Annotated in this window: 11 protein-coding genes and 1 pseudogene; 5 read left to right on the forward strand and 7 right to left on the reverse strand. The window is 70.5% G+C overall.

The window, feature by feature from the left end; translation table 11 throughout:
- Nucleotides 1–34: 34 nt before the first annotated feature.
- From ACQ86G_RS14665 to ACQ86G_RS14675, 3 genes and pseudogenes are all read left to right on the forward strand, one after another.
- On the forward strand, nucleotides 35–616 hold the full coding sequence (locus ACQ86G_RS14665; RefSeq protein WP_431261214.1) for a hypothetical protein: 582 nt from the start codon (nucleotides 35–37) through the stop codon (nucleotides 614–616).
- A gap of 176 nt (nucleotides 617–792) precedes the next feature.
- Entirely contained in the window at nucleotides 793–1,152 is a 360-nt protein-coding gene (locus tag ACQ86G_RS14670) for a hypothetical protein (RefSeq protein ID WP_431261215.1), read from the forward strand.
- A 117-nt stretch (nucleotides 1,153–1,269) separates the two neighbouring features.
- Nucleotides 1,270–1,453, forward strand: a pseudogene (locus tag ACQ86G_RS14675) (CsbD family protein).
- Nucleotides 1,454–1,556: 103 nt separating this feature from the next.
- Here the strand turns inward: ACQ86G_RS14675 and ACQ86G_RS14680 are convergent.
- Both ACQ86G_RS14680 and ACQ86G_RS14685 read right to left on the reverse strand, forming a co-directional pair.
- Nucleotides 1,557–1,709 (reverse strand): hypothetical protein, encoded by a 153-nt coding sequence (locus ACQ86G_RS14680; RefSeq protein WP_297531206.1) that lies wholly within the window; start codon nucleotides 1,707–1,709, stop codon nucleotides 1,557–1,559.
- Between the two features lie 67 nt (nucleotides 1,710–1,776).
- Nucleotides 1,777–2,025, reverse strand: a complete 249-nt coding sequence (locus ACQ86G_RS14685; RefSeq protein WP_431261216.1) for a helix-turn-helix domain-containing protein — start codon at nucleotides 2,023–2,025, stop codon at nucleotides 1,777–1,779.
- 69 nt (nucleotides 2,026–2,094) lie between these two features.
- On the opposite strand from ACQ86G_RS14685, the gene ACQ86G_RS14690 reads away from it, so the two are divergent.
- Nucleotides 2,095–2,463, forward strand: a complete 369-nt coding sequence (locus tag ACQ86G_RS14690; RefSeq protein ID WP_431261217.1) for a hypothetical protein — start codon at nucleotides 2,095–2,097, stop codon at nucleotides 2,461–2,463.
- 18 nt (nucleotides 2,464–2,481) lie between these two features.
- On the opposite strand, the gene ACQ86G_RS14695 is transcribed toward ACQ86G_RS14690, so the two are convergent.
- Complete coding sequence (locus ACQ86G_RS14695; RefSeq protein ID WP_431261218.1) at nucleotides 2,482–4,020, reverse strand: PLP-dependent aminotransferase family protein; 1,539 nt, start codon at nucleotides 4,018–4,020, stop codon at nucleotides 2,482–2,484.
- Nucleotides 4,021–4,119: 99 nt separating this feature from the next.
- On the opposite strand from ACQ86G_RS14695, the gene ACQ86G_RS14700 reads away from it, so the two are divergent.
- The gene (locus ACQ86G_RS14700; RefSeq protein WP_431261219.1) at nucleotides 4,120–5,898 is read left to right on the forward strand and encodes a M24 family metallopeptidase; all 1,779 of its coding nucleotides are present in this window, start codon (nucleotides 4,120–4,122) and stop codon (nucleotides 5,896–5,898) included.
- Here the strand turns inward: ACQ86G_RS14700 and ACQ86G_RS14705 are convergent.
- The 4 genes from ACQ86G_RS14705 to ACQ86G_RS14720 all read right to left on the reverse strand — a co-directional run bounded on the left by ACQ86G_RS14705 (nucleotide 5,795) and on the right by ACQ86G_RS14720 (nucleotide 13,709).
- On the reverse strand, nucleotides 5,795–7,258 hold the full coding sequence (locus tag ACQ86G_RS14705) for a M81 family metallopeptidase (RefSeq protein WP_431261405.1): 1,464 nt from the start codon (nucleotides 7,256–7,258) through the stop codon (nucleotides 5,795–5,797). The genes ACQ86G_RS14700 and ACQ86G_RS14705 overlap by 104 nt on opposite strands.
- Before the next feature lie 51 nt (nucleotides 7,259–7,309).
- On the reverse strand, nucleotides 7,310–9,349 hold the full coding sequence (locus ACQ86G_RS14710; protein ID WP_431261220.1) for a serine hydrolase: 2,040 nt from the start codon (nucleotides 9,347–9,349) through the stop codon (nucleotides 7,310–7,312).
- A gap of 69 nt (nucleotides 9,350–9,418) precedes the next feature.
- A complete protein-coding gene (locus ACQ86G_RS14715; protein WP_431261221.1) occupies nucleotides 9,419–11,416 on the reverse strand; it encodes a serine hydrolase domain-containing protein in 1,998 nt (665 codons plus the stop codon).
- Nucleotides 11,417–11,426: 10 nt separating this feature from the next.
- Nucleotides 11,427–13,709: a TonB-dependent receptor gene (locus tag ACQ86G_RS14720; RefSeq protein ID WP_431261222.1), complete on the reverse strand. Its 2,283-nt coding sequence runs from the start codon at nucleotides 13,707–13,709 to the stop codon at nucleotides 11,427–11,429.
- Between the last annotated feature and the right edge of the window lie 149 nt (nucleotides 13,710–13,858).

The raw sequence follows: 13,858 nt of genomic DNA on the forward strand, positions 1-13,858 counted from the left end.
CGGTTGACATGAAGCTCGGCGACCCTGTGTCGCGATGCGCTCAGCGACCGGATCCTTCGCCCGCACCTTCGCCGGCTGGCTCCGCCAGGCGCGAAGCGCGTTGCTGTTGCTGCTGTGCGCAGCGGTTCCGCTGTACGGCGCCGCGGGCGCGCGCTTGACCACGCTCGGCCCGGCGCATCACCACCGCACCGTACCCGTGGCCGACCATGGGCACGAGGGCCGATCGCTGGCGCAGACCTGGCGCGACCTGGTCCATCAAGGGCTGCAGGCGCTCGCGGGCCAGGAGGGATCGCAGGTCCTCGACACCGCGCGGGCGCGGCAGCAGCAGGTCCAGGCGCAGTTCCAACGTGGCGCGAAACCGGCGCACGTCCATGCCCATGGCCTCTTCGAGCGCCACCATCACCTGGCCGACGATGCCACCGTCGTGCTGGACGCCCACGACGGGCCGTCCTTGAGCGATGCGGCGGCGCTGGGCGGTTACGTCCTGCCCATGGCCAACGTCGACATGCCGCGGGTTCCGCTGCCCGCGAGCGCCAACGGCGATTGGCCGATGACCGGGCCGCCGTCCTGGCGGAGCATCGGTGCCATGCCGCTGGAGCGACCACCCCGGCGCTGAACGGCCTTCACGGCGCGCGAACACGTCCCTGCCCCGGCGCGGACCTCGCGCGTTCCGCCGTTCCGCATCGTCCGGGCGCCGTCGCCGCGCCCGCCCGATGAGGTCACGCCGTCGTCGCCCGCGGGCAGACGTGGCGCCATCGGCTGTCCGCCGACGCGGCAGCAGGATCTCCCGTCATGGAAACTCTTGGCACCCATTTCCCGAACATCCTCCCGAGCCTCCTTCCGAAGGCCCCGGGCGCCTTCCCGAGCCCCTTGTCGGACGCCCGCGACGCGGACGGTTCGACACCGACCTGGCAAGGCGCGGTCGACCGCGCCGTGCGCCTGTGCGGCAGCCAGGCCGCATTGGCCCGTCACCTGAAAGTTCCCCGGCAGCACGTCAGCGAGGCGCGCACCGGCGGCCGGACGATCCCGACGGACCGGCTGCCGGCGCTGGGCGAACTGGTCCACATGACGCCGGCCGAGCTGTGGACCTTGCAGGAGATCGCGAACATGCCCCGGCGCAACCCGTTCGCGCGCGAGTGCGACGGCCTGTAGGACCACACCGACGGCAGGACGCGCCGCCCGCCGTCACGCGGCGGACGGAGGCGCGCCTAGGATCAAGTCCGTGCCATCGCACCCTGCGAGATACGCAGTAACTTTCTGGAGTAGACGATGAACAAGGACCAAGTGAAGGGCGCCGTCAAGGACGCAGCAGGCAAGGTGCAGCAGAAGACCGGCGAGGTCATCGGCAGCACCGAACAACAGGCCAAGGGCCTGGCCCAAGCAGGTCGACGGCAAGGCCCAGAAGGCCTACGGCGACGTGAAGGAAGCGGCCAAGGACGCGGGCAAGCACTGATCGCCCTGATCGCCCGGCGCCAATGACAACGCCGGCGGGACTCGCGTCCCGCCGGCGTTTTTCATGGTCTGGCCCGGCGCTGTCGATCAGGCCCGACCGACGCTCAGCCCGGCTTGTTCTTCAGCTTGCCCTTGGGCATCACGGCCGTCATCGGCGCGACCGGCCGCGTGGAGACGGAGGACGACTCCTTGGGCGTGCTGGTGTCCTTCTTCGGCTTCTTGTTGGCCTTGTCGTTGCGTTGCTCGCCTTTTGGCATGGCTCGATTTCCTTCTGGTGGTTCAGGGTCGGGATGGCGGCACTCTACTACTGCCCAGGCCCTCCAGTCACTTCGCCGGCAGCCCCGGCCTGATCCCGTACAACGCCAGCATCCCGAACACATGCCCGATCGCGACGCCGGGCTCGCCGGATTCGATGCGCGCGATGGTCTGGACGTGCACGCCCAGCCGCGCGCCGGCTGCGCCCTGGCTCTCGCCGGCCGCCGTGCGTGCCGCCTTCACCGCCGCGCCCAGCGCCTTGATCGCCTCGAGGGCGCCGTCGTCGATGTCCACGGAGATGCGTTTGCCTTGTGCCATGGGACGTCATTCTCTCCGCAGGAGGCCAGACGTGCCGGCGCAACGCGAGGAGCTTGTAAAGTGGCGCGCATGAACCCCCGTCTCCTTCCAGCCGCCGCGATGACGCTGCTCGCAGCCCAGCTCCTGTCGCCCGCGTTCGCTGCTCCCGGTGTGCCGGCGCGTGTCGACTTCAAGACCATGCCCGACTGCGCCCAGCTGCCCGCGCCCGAGGCGCCTGACGCACCCGAATGGCATGGGCGCCTGGTCGTCGGCGTGAAGGCCGGTGTGCAAGGCGGTCGGGTGACCGAGTTGGACATCCGCCTGCTCGAACAGCCTGCGGACCTGTCGAGGCAGGCGCAGCGCGCCGTGAAGAACAACGTCATGGCCGCCATGTCCGATTGGCGGTGCGCCTTGGCGCTGCGGTCGCTGGAGGTGACCTTCACGTTCGACCGGCCCTGACGCGGGACGGCGCCGGGGTCAAGGCCGCCTCGGCCGTGCCTGGCGACCCGACTGTCGCGCCGCCGCGATGGCGGCCTCGAGCCGGGGCAGCGCGTCGTCGAGGGACGCCTCGCCCAACGCGCTGTCGCCCAGCAGCACCCCGGGTGCCGCCCTCACGCGCTGGCAGAACTCGGCCACGAGTTCGAGCCGCAACCCGCGCTCGGCGGCTGCTTCCACCAGGGCGTCGGCGGGCACGTCTTCCGGCAGCCACCAGGTGAAGTGGAAACCGCCGTGTTCACCGCTGGTCCGCAGCGGCGCCGGCGCGACCGCCCGGCGCAAGGTCCCGAGCATGCGCTCCCGTCGCCGCGCGTACACGGCGCGCGTGCGCCGGATGTGACGCGCCAGCCCGCCGTCGGCGATGAACGTCGCGAGCGCGCGTTGCTCGATCAGGCCGACCGACGGCCCCATTGCGCGACACGCCGCGGCGAAGTCGGGCACCAGCGCCCGCGGCACCACGGCGTAGCCGATGCGCAGGTCGGCGAACATGGTCTTGTTGAAGCTGCCGCAGTGGAGGACGCGGTCGTCCTTGTCCAGGCTCTTGAGCGCGGGCAGCGGGGCGCTGCGGTAGTTGAACTCGCTGTCGTAGTCGTCTTCCAGCAGCCACACCGAGCGCTCCCGCGCCCAGCTCAGCAGCTCCAGGCGGCGCGAGACCGGCATGGTCACCCCCGTCGGTGACTGGTGCGCCGGCGTCACGTGGGCGAGCCGCACACCGGCATGCCGGCGCGCCCGCGCGACCGAGAAGCCTGCGTCGTCGATCGCCACGGCGGCCAGGCGTCGCGCGAAGGGCGCGAAGATGTCGGCGGCGAGGGAGTACCCGGGGTCCTCGATCAGCACCTTGTCCGTCGCGCGCAGCAGCACGCGTGCCGCGAGGTTCAGGCCTTGACGGATGCCCGCGACGACGATGACCTGGGCGGGATCGCAGGCCATTCCCCGTGCGGCGCCGAGGTACCGCGCGACCTCTGTCCGAAGTTCCCACGCGCCGAAGGCATCGTCCTCGGCGCTCGCCCGCAGCTGCGTGCCGCGAGCCGCCGCCTGCAGATGGCTGCGCCACTCGGCGAGCGGGAACAACGCCGCGTCGGCCACCCGCGCGACGAAGGTCACATCGTGGCGGGTCGGACGCGCGGTGGCTGAGCGGGGCGCCTTTGACGACATCGACAGAGGCATCGGTGCAGACATCGGCGTCGACGAGGGCATCGGCACCGGGGTCGGCATCGCCTTCGCCGCTCGCGCCGACCGTTCGGGGCGCAGGAACTGGTCGGGCAGCGTGGCGTTCACGTAGGTCCCGGAGCCGACCACGCCGGCCACGTAACCCTCCGCGCGCAGTTGGTCGAAGGCGACCTCGACCGTCGAGCGCGCCACCGACAGCCGCTGCGCGAGCGCGCGCGACGAAGGCACACGCATGCCCGCCTTGAGCGTCCCCTGCAGGATGGCCTCCCGCAGCAGTCGATACACCCAGGCCTGACGCGTCTCGCCGTCGACCAGTGGGAGCGCGGGAAGATCGAAAGGCGCGCGCCCCATGCCGGCATCGGCATTCGAACGGCGGGTGGAAAGTGGCTTGCTCAAAAGGTTGGAAGTGGCTATTCCGGGGAGGCCACAGTGTAGGCAGGATCGCTCTCCATGCAAGTCCTCGACGCCTCCTCCGACACGTTCACCCTCATGCCCCATGGTGTGCGTTTGCCCATGGCCGCTCATCCGAGCGTGCTCGATACCGCGCTGGCGGCCGGGCTTTCGGTGCCGTTCTCCTGCCAGCGGGGCGCGTGCGGATCCTGCGCCGCCGACTGCCTCTCAGGCGATGTCGAACACGCCTCGACCGCTTCGGCGACCGCGATCGACCCCGGCCCGGGGCGCGTGCTGATGTGTCAGGTGCGCGCTCGCGGGGACGTCGTCCTGCGGGTTCCGGACTGGGTCCCTCAAGCGCCGCCGCAGCGAGTCGAGATGTGCGTGCTCGCGCGCCGACCGCTGAGTCCGGATGTCGTGGAACTCGTGCTCGATCCAGGCCGCGAAGTGGCGACACACGCAGGTCAGCACCTGCGCATCCGGCTGCCCGACGGCGACCACCGCTGCTTCTCCATCGCCAACCGTCGCGAGGATCCGCGCGATCCCCTCGAGCTGCAGATCCGTCGCGTGCCGGGCGGCCGCTTCTCCGAGGCGCTGCTGGGTGGGTTGATGCCCGGAGCGGTGCTGGACGTCGAGGCGCCGTTCGGCGCGCCCGCGATGCCCGCACCGGACACCCCGCTGGTGCTGCTGGCCACCGGCACGGGCTACGCCGGCGTGCGGGCGTTGCTGCAGGCGGCGCTGGCCGATCCCGCGACGCCTGCCGTCACCTTGTACTGGGGCGGACGTCATGCGGCCGACCACTACGCCCGCGCGGAACTGGACGCCTGGGCGGCGGCCGATGGCCGGCTGCGCTGGCAGGCGGTGTCGCCGGAAGCGACGAAGGGCCACGCGGGGGAGGATGGCGCCCTGCAACGCCATGTGCAGGACCATGCGCTGGCGGATGGGCACGACTGGTCGAGCGTGCGCGTGCACGCCTGCGGTCATCCGGGGATGCTGCGTGACGCGCGTCTGGCGTTGCAGGCCGCCGGGCTGCCCGCCGCACGCTGGCATGCCGACGCGTTCGTTCCCAGCGGTCGGGACGATGCGGCGCACGACTGGGAACGCAGCGGGCCGCAGTTCGACCTCGCCGGCATCGTGGCGGCGCGTGAGCGTTCGATCGTCGCCGTGCAGGACATCGCGGCCTTGCTGCGACCGGGCATGTCAGGGGAGGAGGCGCGTCTCCTGGCCGATGAGCGGCTGCGCGCGCTGGGCTCGCAGCGCAACTGGCATCCGACGATCGTGCGCTTCGGCGAGGACACGACCTGCACCTCGCGCGAGCCGGGCGATCCCTCGCGACGCCTGCGCGCGGACGACATCGTCTTCATCGACATCGGCCCGGTCTGGGACGGCTACGAAGGCGACTACGGCGACACCTTCGTCTTCGGCGACGACGAGGCGCATCGGCGTTGCGCCGAGGCCGCGCGCGCGGTGTTCGCGGAAGCGCGCACGGCGTGGGTGGGCGGCGCCAGCGGCGTGGACCTCTATGCGCTGGCCGAGACGGCGGCGCAACGCCACGGCTGCACGCTGGTCCGCGAGATGGCCGGTCACCGCGTGTCCGACTTCCCCACGCGCTCTACGGCCGGCACCAGCTGGCGCAGGCCGGCTTCGCGCCGGGGGAGGGTCTCTGGGTGCTGGAGATCCAGGTCCGCGATCAGGTGCGGCCGATCGGCGCCTTCTTCGAGGACGTGCTCCTGCGTCAGCCGAACCCGTGCGGATCCGCCACCCTCGGCCAGTAGTCCAGCGACCTCAGCCGATACGGCGTGCTCGCGAAGTCGCAGTTCATCGCGCCGGGCGTGGTGACGTAGAGCACCGCCTTGGCGATGGGCGCGAATTCAGCGTGGAAGTGCTGCGTCGACTTCACGACGATCAGCGCCTTGTTCTCCAGCGTCAGGCCCAGGCCGGTGAACGCGTCCGTCCCGTAGGTCTGCGTGCGGATCGAGCAGAGCACGATGTGCACGCCGTTCGCCGCCTCGACCCGCACGCAGGTGCCGAGCCGCTCGCGCGTGCCGAGCGCGGACTGCGTGTGGTCCTCGACCACCGCGCGCACCACCACCCGCAGGTCCAGCGGATCGCCCGAGGCCGGCCCGCACTTGCCGCCGATCCGCAGGTCGAGCTCCGCGCCCACGCCCGCGTCGCGGCAGATGTGGACGGCGCCGAGATCCCAGAGCGCGCCCACGATCACGTTGCCGATGCCGCGCTGGACGATGCGGCGCAGGAGGAAGGTGCTGTCGCACGGCGCGCCGCCGCCGGGGTTGTCGGCGATGTCGGCCAGCACGACCGGACCCTCGCCCAGCGCGAGCGCGCGATCGAGCGCGCCGTCGACATCGATCAGCTCCGGTGCGATCGCGTCGCGGAGGTCCCAGAACTCGCGCCCCAGCCGTTCAGCGAGTGACCGCGCGAGCGCCGGATCGTTGTCGGTCACGACCCAGAGCTTCGCGCCCGCTTCTGGCACGTCGCCCCAAGGGAAACCGTGACCGAGCGAGACCGACAGCACGCCCGGCTCGCGTTCCAGCGCCTGCATGCGCGCGACGAAGGACTGCATCGGCTCGCGCGTCGTGTGCCACAACCCGACCATCTTGCAATCGAAAGTCGAAGTCACCGGTCGCACACGGCCTGCCGCCGTGTCGACGAGGATCCGGTAGAGCTCGCGCCCGCGCGGCTCCGCGTCGATGTGCGGATACTCCTTGAACGCCACGATCGCATCCGCCGAGCGCTGCATCAGCGCCGTGAGGTGGCAGTGCAGGTCGAGTTCCAGCCCGATGGCGACGTCCGGTCCGACGATCTCGCGGATGTGCGCCGCGAGATCGCCTTCGCAGTCGTCGTAGCCCTCCGCGGCCATCGCGCCGTGCAGCAGCAACTGCACCGCGTCGACCGGCATCGCCGCGCGCAGGTCGGCGAGGATCTCGTCGCGCAGCGCCTCGTAGACGTGTCGCACCGTGCGGCCCGACGGCTGCGCGATGGCGCACAGGCTCTCGGCGACCTCGTGACCGTCCGCCTCGATCAGTTCGCGCAGGAAGCGCATGAAGGCGCCCGTGCCCTCGGAATCGCGGCGGCTCGCGTCGCCGTGGAAGATCCCGTATTCCTCGAAGCCGCCCAGCCCCGTCGGTGCCGGCGCGAAGGTGTTGGTTTCGGTGGCGAGGTGGGCGATGAAGAACTTCATGGTTCGTCCGGTGCTGGCAGCGCTCGTGCCGTTGTTGATGCTCATGAACGCTCAATAGTTGAGGTTGAAGGCCATCAACTGGCCGACCACGCCGATCCAGACGATGCCGGCGAGCGCGAGCGCGACCAGCACGCCCCAGACGCGTGTCAGGCGCGTCGCGTCGACGCGGAACAGCTTCCACGCGACCCACACGCCGACGAGCGCCGCCGCGACCGCGAACACGCCGCTCAGCTGCATCAGGCCGAACAACCAGTCGTTGCCGCCGTTGTAGAGCGCGAGGTCGGTGCTGAGCACCGGCATGATCAGGACGAGCCACGCGGTCACGTAGACGAGGTCCACGGCGACGGCGATGCGCTGCCAGCGACGCAGCTTCTGCAGCGCGGGCGATGCGCCGCTGGTGGCGCGATCCGCGCGGCGCAGCAGCGCCCCCAGCGGCCAGGCGACGAGCGCGCCGGCCAGCACCAGCAGCGACAGTCCGAGGATGCTCAGCGTCAACGGCGCGGAGCGCAGGAACGGCGCCTCCTGCAGGACGGAGACGGGGTTCTCGCTGTCGATCACCGTCTTCACGCCGTCGACGTCGGCCAGCGCGAGCTCCTGCAGGCCGCCCTGCCTGCGCCACAACTGCGGTGCGACCTCGCGGAAGGTCGCCATCTCGCCGGTGGGCCCCGAGGGCGCCAGGATCGTGCCGTCCGGATTGGCCGCGATCACCGTCTGGTTCATCAGGTACAGCGCACTGAGGAAACCGTGCTCGACGCGGCGCGAGGTCTGGTAGCGGCCCGCGATCAGCTGCGCGTCCTTGGGCGCCGACGCCAGCGCCGGCGCGTCGACGACCGGCTTGCCGGGGAAATAGCGGTCCAGGAAACCTTCCATCAGCGCCTTGCGCGCGAGGTAGACCGCCGAGTCCTTCCCGCGACTGTTGAAGGACACGAAGATGCCGACGCCTTCTTCCGGCAGCAGGCTCAGGTCGGAATGGAACACGATGGTGTCGCCGCCGTGGCCCAGCAGCGTGCGGCCGTTGCGGAACTCGCGGAAGAAGCCGTGCGCCATCACGTTGAAGCCTGGCCGCGCCTGTGCGGACGGGCTGTGCATCAGCGCGGTGGTGGCGGGGCTCAGGATCTCAACGCCGTTGAACTTGCCCTGTTGCAGATGCGCGAGCATGAAGCGGGCCATGTCCGCTGCCGTCGCGCTGCCGCTGCCCGCGGGCGCGGTGACGACGAGCTCGAACGGGGAGGGCGCCGGATCGCTCGCCTGCCGGTAGCCCTTGGCGACGAAAGGCTCGAACTTCGCCGGCAGCGGCTGCGCCGTCGTCGAGTGCAGCATGCCCAGCGGCTGGAAGATGTGGCGGTCGACGTAGGTGTCGAAGGGCTCGCCGGAGACGCGCTGCACGATGTAGCCGGCCAGCGCGACGCCGTAGTTGGAGTAGCCCGGCGCCTGGCCCGGCGCGAACAGCATCGGGCGCGGGTGCTGCTTGAGGTAGTCCTCGTTGGAAGGCGCGAGCTTCGGGTCGTAGGCGAGCAGGTCCTTCAGGCCTTCCTCGAACCCGGCCGTGTGGTTCATCAGATGCCGCAGCGTGACCGGCTTGCCGAAGGTCTGCGGGATCTTGAAGTCGAGGTAGTCGTTGACGTCGCGATCCAGATTCAGCTTGCCCGCCTGGACCTGCTGCATCACCGCCGTCCAGGTGAACAGCTTGGACGTCGAGCCGGGACGGACCATCGAGGTCTCGGCGCTCATCGGCACCTTGGCCTTGACGTCGGCGTAGCCGTAGCCCTTCTGGAACAGGACCTGGCCGTCCTTCACCACGGACACGACCGCGCCGGCGATGTCGCCGGCTTCGAGCGAGTAGGCCACGCGACCGTCCAGCCACGCTTCGAGGTCGGCGGCGGTCAGCGCCACGGCGGCGTGAGGTGCCGAAGCGGAGGGCGCTGGCGGCTCCGGCGTGGCGGTGACCTTGGGCGCGAGCGGCTTCTCAGGCGGGATCGCCGCGGGCTGCCCGCTGGGTTGCGAATGAGACAGCGACGCCGCGGACATCGCCAGCGCCAAGGTCACCAGGCCGGCGAGTCCGGCCCTCTTCATCGGGTTGATCGGGTTCATCGAGCATCCTTCAAGCGAAACAGGCGCGCCTTGTGGGCGCGCCTCGACTCCATCCCGGGAGCCTCGGGTTCAGAAGTTCTGGTTGAAACTCATCAGGTGGTGGGCGGCGCCGATCATGATGAGGACCGCGAAGGCCAGCACCCAGATCACGGCGAGCGCCTTCGCCGCCTTGCCGACGGCCGCGCCGCCCTTGAAGGCGAGCCGCGCCTGCCACAGCGACACCAGCAATCCGCCGATGAACGCGACCAGGGTCAGGCCTTGCGCGAGGGGCAGGACGACGCTCAGATCCCCGTCGCCCTCGAGGCGCGTGAACACCATCGCCCACAGCGCCACCGCCAGCAGCACCAGCACGCTGGCGACACGCACCGCCAGCAACGACCGGCCCGGCGCCGCGACGCCGTGCTTGCGTCGAAGCACCGCGGCGACCGGCCACAGCAGCGCCGTGAGCAGCATCGTCACCAGCGAGAGCCCGGCCAGCAGCAGCGCCGGACCGCTCGACAGCGCCGGCACCGGCTCGAAGACGAAGGCGAAGACGTAGGGCTCCAGGCCCCAGCGCGCCACGCGTCCGTTCTCGACGATGGCTTGCAGGCGGCGCTTGCCGTGCTCCTCTTCCCACAGGTAGGGCTTGACCTCGCGGAACACGCTGCGCGAGCCGGCCAGCTCCAGCGCGACGCGGCCATCGTCCAGCGCCTGCACCTTCAACGGGCTGAGCAGTGGCAGGAGCGAGAAGAAGGTCGAGTCCTCGCGGCGGGTGCTCTGGTAGGCGCCGGCGAGTTGCTGCGCATGCTGCTTCGCGGTCGCGTCGTCGACCACCCGAGGCGTCGCGGGGCGGGTGTCCGGCAGGTAGCGGTCGGCGAAGGACTCCAGTACCGTGTCCCGCAGCCACTTGCCCTGGCCGTCCTTGCCCGGCGAGTTCACCGAGATGTACAGCCCGATGCCGTCGTCCACGAACAGCAGCAGGTCGGTGTGGAAGAGGATGGTGTCGCCGCCGTGGCCGACGACGCGATGGCCGTTGATGTCGTGCTGGTAGAAGCCCAGGCCGATGCCGAGCAGCTCCGACATCGGCTTCGTCAGCTGGCCATGCATCTGCTTCACGGTCTCCGGCTTGAGGAGGCGCGATTCACCCAGCTGCCCCTGCTGCAGGAAGGCCTGCATGAAGCGGCCCATGTCTGCGCCCGTCGCCGACAGGCTGCCGGCCGGTGCCAGGCTGACGATCTCGAAGCCCTTGCCGGGCTCGCCCTGCTTCTCGTAGCCCTGCGACATCAGCGGCGCGAGTGCCGGCGGCAGCGGCTGACGGAAGCTCGCGTGCCGCATGCCCAGCGGCGCGAAGATCTTCTGCTCGACGTAGTCGTCGAAGGGCAGGCCGCTGACGCGCTGCACGATGTAGCCGGCCAGCGCCGTCGCGTAGTTCGAGTAGCCCGGCCGCGCGCCCGGCTCATAGAGCGCGGGCGGGATGTAGTCCTTCAGCACCTTCGCCAGGTCGGGCGACTTGCCGGTGTAGGTGATCAGGTCGCGCGCCGTCTCCTCGAACCCGGTCGTGTGCGTGAGCACGTGGCGCAGCGTCATCGCCTTGCCGTTGAACGGCGGGATCTTGAAGTCGAGGTACTGGTTGAGGTCGGCGTCCAGGTTGAGCTGGCCCTGCTCGACCAGCTGCATCACCGCCGTCCACGTGAACAGCTTGGACACGGAGCCCGGTCGGAAGAGGGTGCGCTCCGCATCGACGGGCACGCGCCGGTCCCAGTCGGCGTAGCCATAGCCTTTCTGGATGAGCGGCTGGCCGTCCTTCACGATCACGACGACGGCGCCGGGCACCTGCGCCATCTTCAGCGCGGCGGGCATCAGGCCGTCCAGCCAGGCCTGCGTGTCGGCCAGCGTCATCGGCTGTGCGGCGGCTCTGGCGGCGGCGGGCGATGTCGCCGCAGACGCGGCAGAAGCCGGCGCGGTCGCGGTGATCGGCGCGATCGGCGCCGACTTGGGCGTGGTGGTCGGCGTCTGCGCGGAGGCGTTCGGCACGGCGCCGAACGCGGCCAGTATCAGCGCGCAGAGGCGCAAGGTCATTGGCTTCATGGGGCGGCGTTCAGAAGTTGTAGTTGACCGAGGCGCCGATCGTGCGCGGTTGCGCCGGCGTCGCGCGCAGCGGGCCGCCGAAGGCGGTGAGCGCGGTGTCGGCGCCGAGGATCGCGCGCTTGTCGGTCAGGTTGCGGACGAAGGCCGACAGCTGCCAGGCGCCGAAGTCCATGCCCCATTGCGCGTCGACCAGCGTGTAGGCCGGCATCACGAAGTTGGGGATGGAGGTGGTGTCGCTGTCGTAGCCCGCGTTGCGCTTGCCGACGTGCCGCACCTGCAGGCTGGCGTAGGACGGCTTGCCGGCCAGCGCGAAGTTGTAGCGCGCGCCCAGCGACACGGACAGCTTGGCCGAGTTCGGCAGCCTCGCGCCCGAGGGACCGAGGGCCGGCGCGTCTTCCTTGAGCTTGCCGTCGGTCCAGGCCAGGCTGCCTTCCAGGCGCCAGTCGTCGTTGATCGCATACCGCGACGCCAGTTCCAGCCCCTTGACCTCGGCCTTGCCGGCGTTGCCCATCACCGTCGTCGCGCCGAAGGCGAGCGGCTGCTGCAGCTTGCTCCAGCGGATGTCGAAGAGCGCGACCTCCAGCGACAGGCGCCGGTCCAGCAGGTCGGCCTTGTAGCCGGCCTCGTAGCTCCAGAGCGTGTCGGCCTCGAAGGAGGTCGGCGCGCCGGGGATGACCTGGCCGTTCTCGTCGATCGCCTGCGGGTTGGGACCGCCCGGGCGGTAGCCGCTGGCGGCGCGGACGTACACGCTGCTCTGCTTGTCGAGCGAATAGCGACCCGTCAGCAGGTAGGTGTTGGACCGGTCCTTGGAGGTGGCCGGCTCGGGGAAATCCGGGACCTCGTTGGTGAACGTCTCGTAAGCCTGCTTGTTGCGGGCCACGCGGGCCCCCAGCGTGAAGGAGAGCGCCGAGGTCGGGTTCCAGGTCACGTCGCCGTAGACGGCGTTCTCCTCGTAGCTCGCGGGCTGGCCCACGCGCACGAGTTCCATGTCCGCGTCGGCGCCGGTGGGCAGGCCCCACAGGCGCTGGTTGTAGTTGTTGCGTTCCTTGTTGTGATACAGACCGACCAGCCATTCCACGGTGCCGCGCGCCGACGTCAGGCGCAGCTCCTGCGTTTCCTTGCGCAGCTTGGTGCGGTTGTCCAGCTGCACGAAGTCGAAGGCGCCGCCGCCGAGGATCTCGGTGGCGTCCAGCAGCGTGTCGCCGTTGAAGCGCTGGCTCGACACGATCGCGTTCAGGCGCGCCCAGCCGAAGTCGTAGTCGACGTCCGCCGACAGCAGCCGTGTGCGGATGCTGTAGGGCTCGGAGATCGACAGGTCGTGGGTCAGGTCGCCGTGGAGGGGCTTGCCGGTCGCGACGTCGTACTGGACCACGCCGGTGCCGTCGCGCTCGATCTTCTGGTCGACCGCGGAGAGGCGGACCTTCATCTTCGACATCGGCTCCAGCAGCAGCGAGACCCGTCCGCCGCGCGTGTCGCCGTCGTTGACATGCTTGCCGGGCGCCAGGCCGGAGGCCTTGATGTAGCCGCCGTCGTGGTCGTTGAAGGCGGCGACGCGCAGGGCGGCGACGCCGGCGCTCAGCGGCACGTTCACCACCGCGTTCTCCGTGTGGCCGAGCGCGCCGCCCTTGATGCCGCGCACGCCGAAGCCGACCTTGCCGGAGAACTCCAGCGTGTCGGGTTCGTTGGTGACGTACTTGAGCAGGCCGCCCATCGCGCCCGCGCCGTAGAGCGTGCCCTGCGGGCCGCGCAGCAGCTCGATGTGATGCAGGTCCAGCAGCGACATGTCGAGTGCCGCCACCGCCGCGCCGCCGAAGGCGGTGCTGGAGCCGTAGGCCACCTCGTCGACATAGGTGCCGACCGTCGCCGTGCCCGCGCTGCCCACGTTGATGCCGCGGATGCTGACCTGGCCGCGGCCGGGACCGCCGTCGCTGCTGACGTCCACGCCAGGGAGGCTGCCCACGTAATCCACCAGCGAGCCGGCGCCGGAGCGCTCCAGGCCTTCGGTGCTGATGGTCTCGACGCGCAGCGGCACGTCCCGCAGCGGCTCACGGCGGCGCGTCGCGGTGACGGTCACGACCTCCAGCTTCTCGGCCTTGGCCGCCGCGCGGTCGCCGTCCTTCTCGACGACGCCGGAGGGCGCCGCCGATGCCGCCGATGCCGCCGATGCCGCCGATGCCGCGGGCGCTGGCTGCGTCGCGGGCGCGGCCGCCTGGCTCCACGCCGGCATGGCGTGCAGCGCGGCGAGGCAGGGCAGCAGCAGCGGCGCGAAGGCGAATCGACGCGTGGGGCGCATGCGCCGTGCGGAAGGCGCTAGGCGGCGGGAACGGGGGAGGCGTTCATTCGGTGGACTCCTGGCGAGGCGGGCGAAGTTGAGCCACAAGTTTCCAATTTGGAAAAAGCTTTCACATTGGTGGAAACCTTAGATGCTATGGCGCAAAGCTT

Origin of the sequence: Roseateles chitinivorans, from assembly GCF_050632145.1 — a bacterium.
Taxonomy (GTDB): Bacteria; Pseudomonadota; Gammaproteobacteria; order Burkholderiales; family Burkholderiaceae_C; genus Roseateles; species Roseateles chitinivorans_B.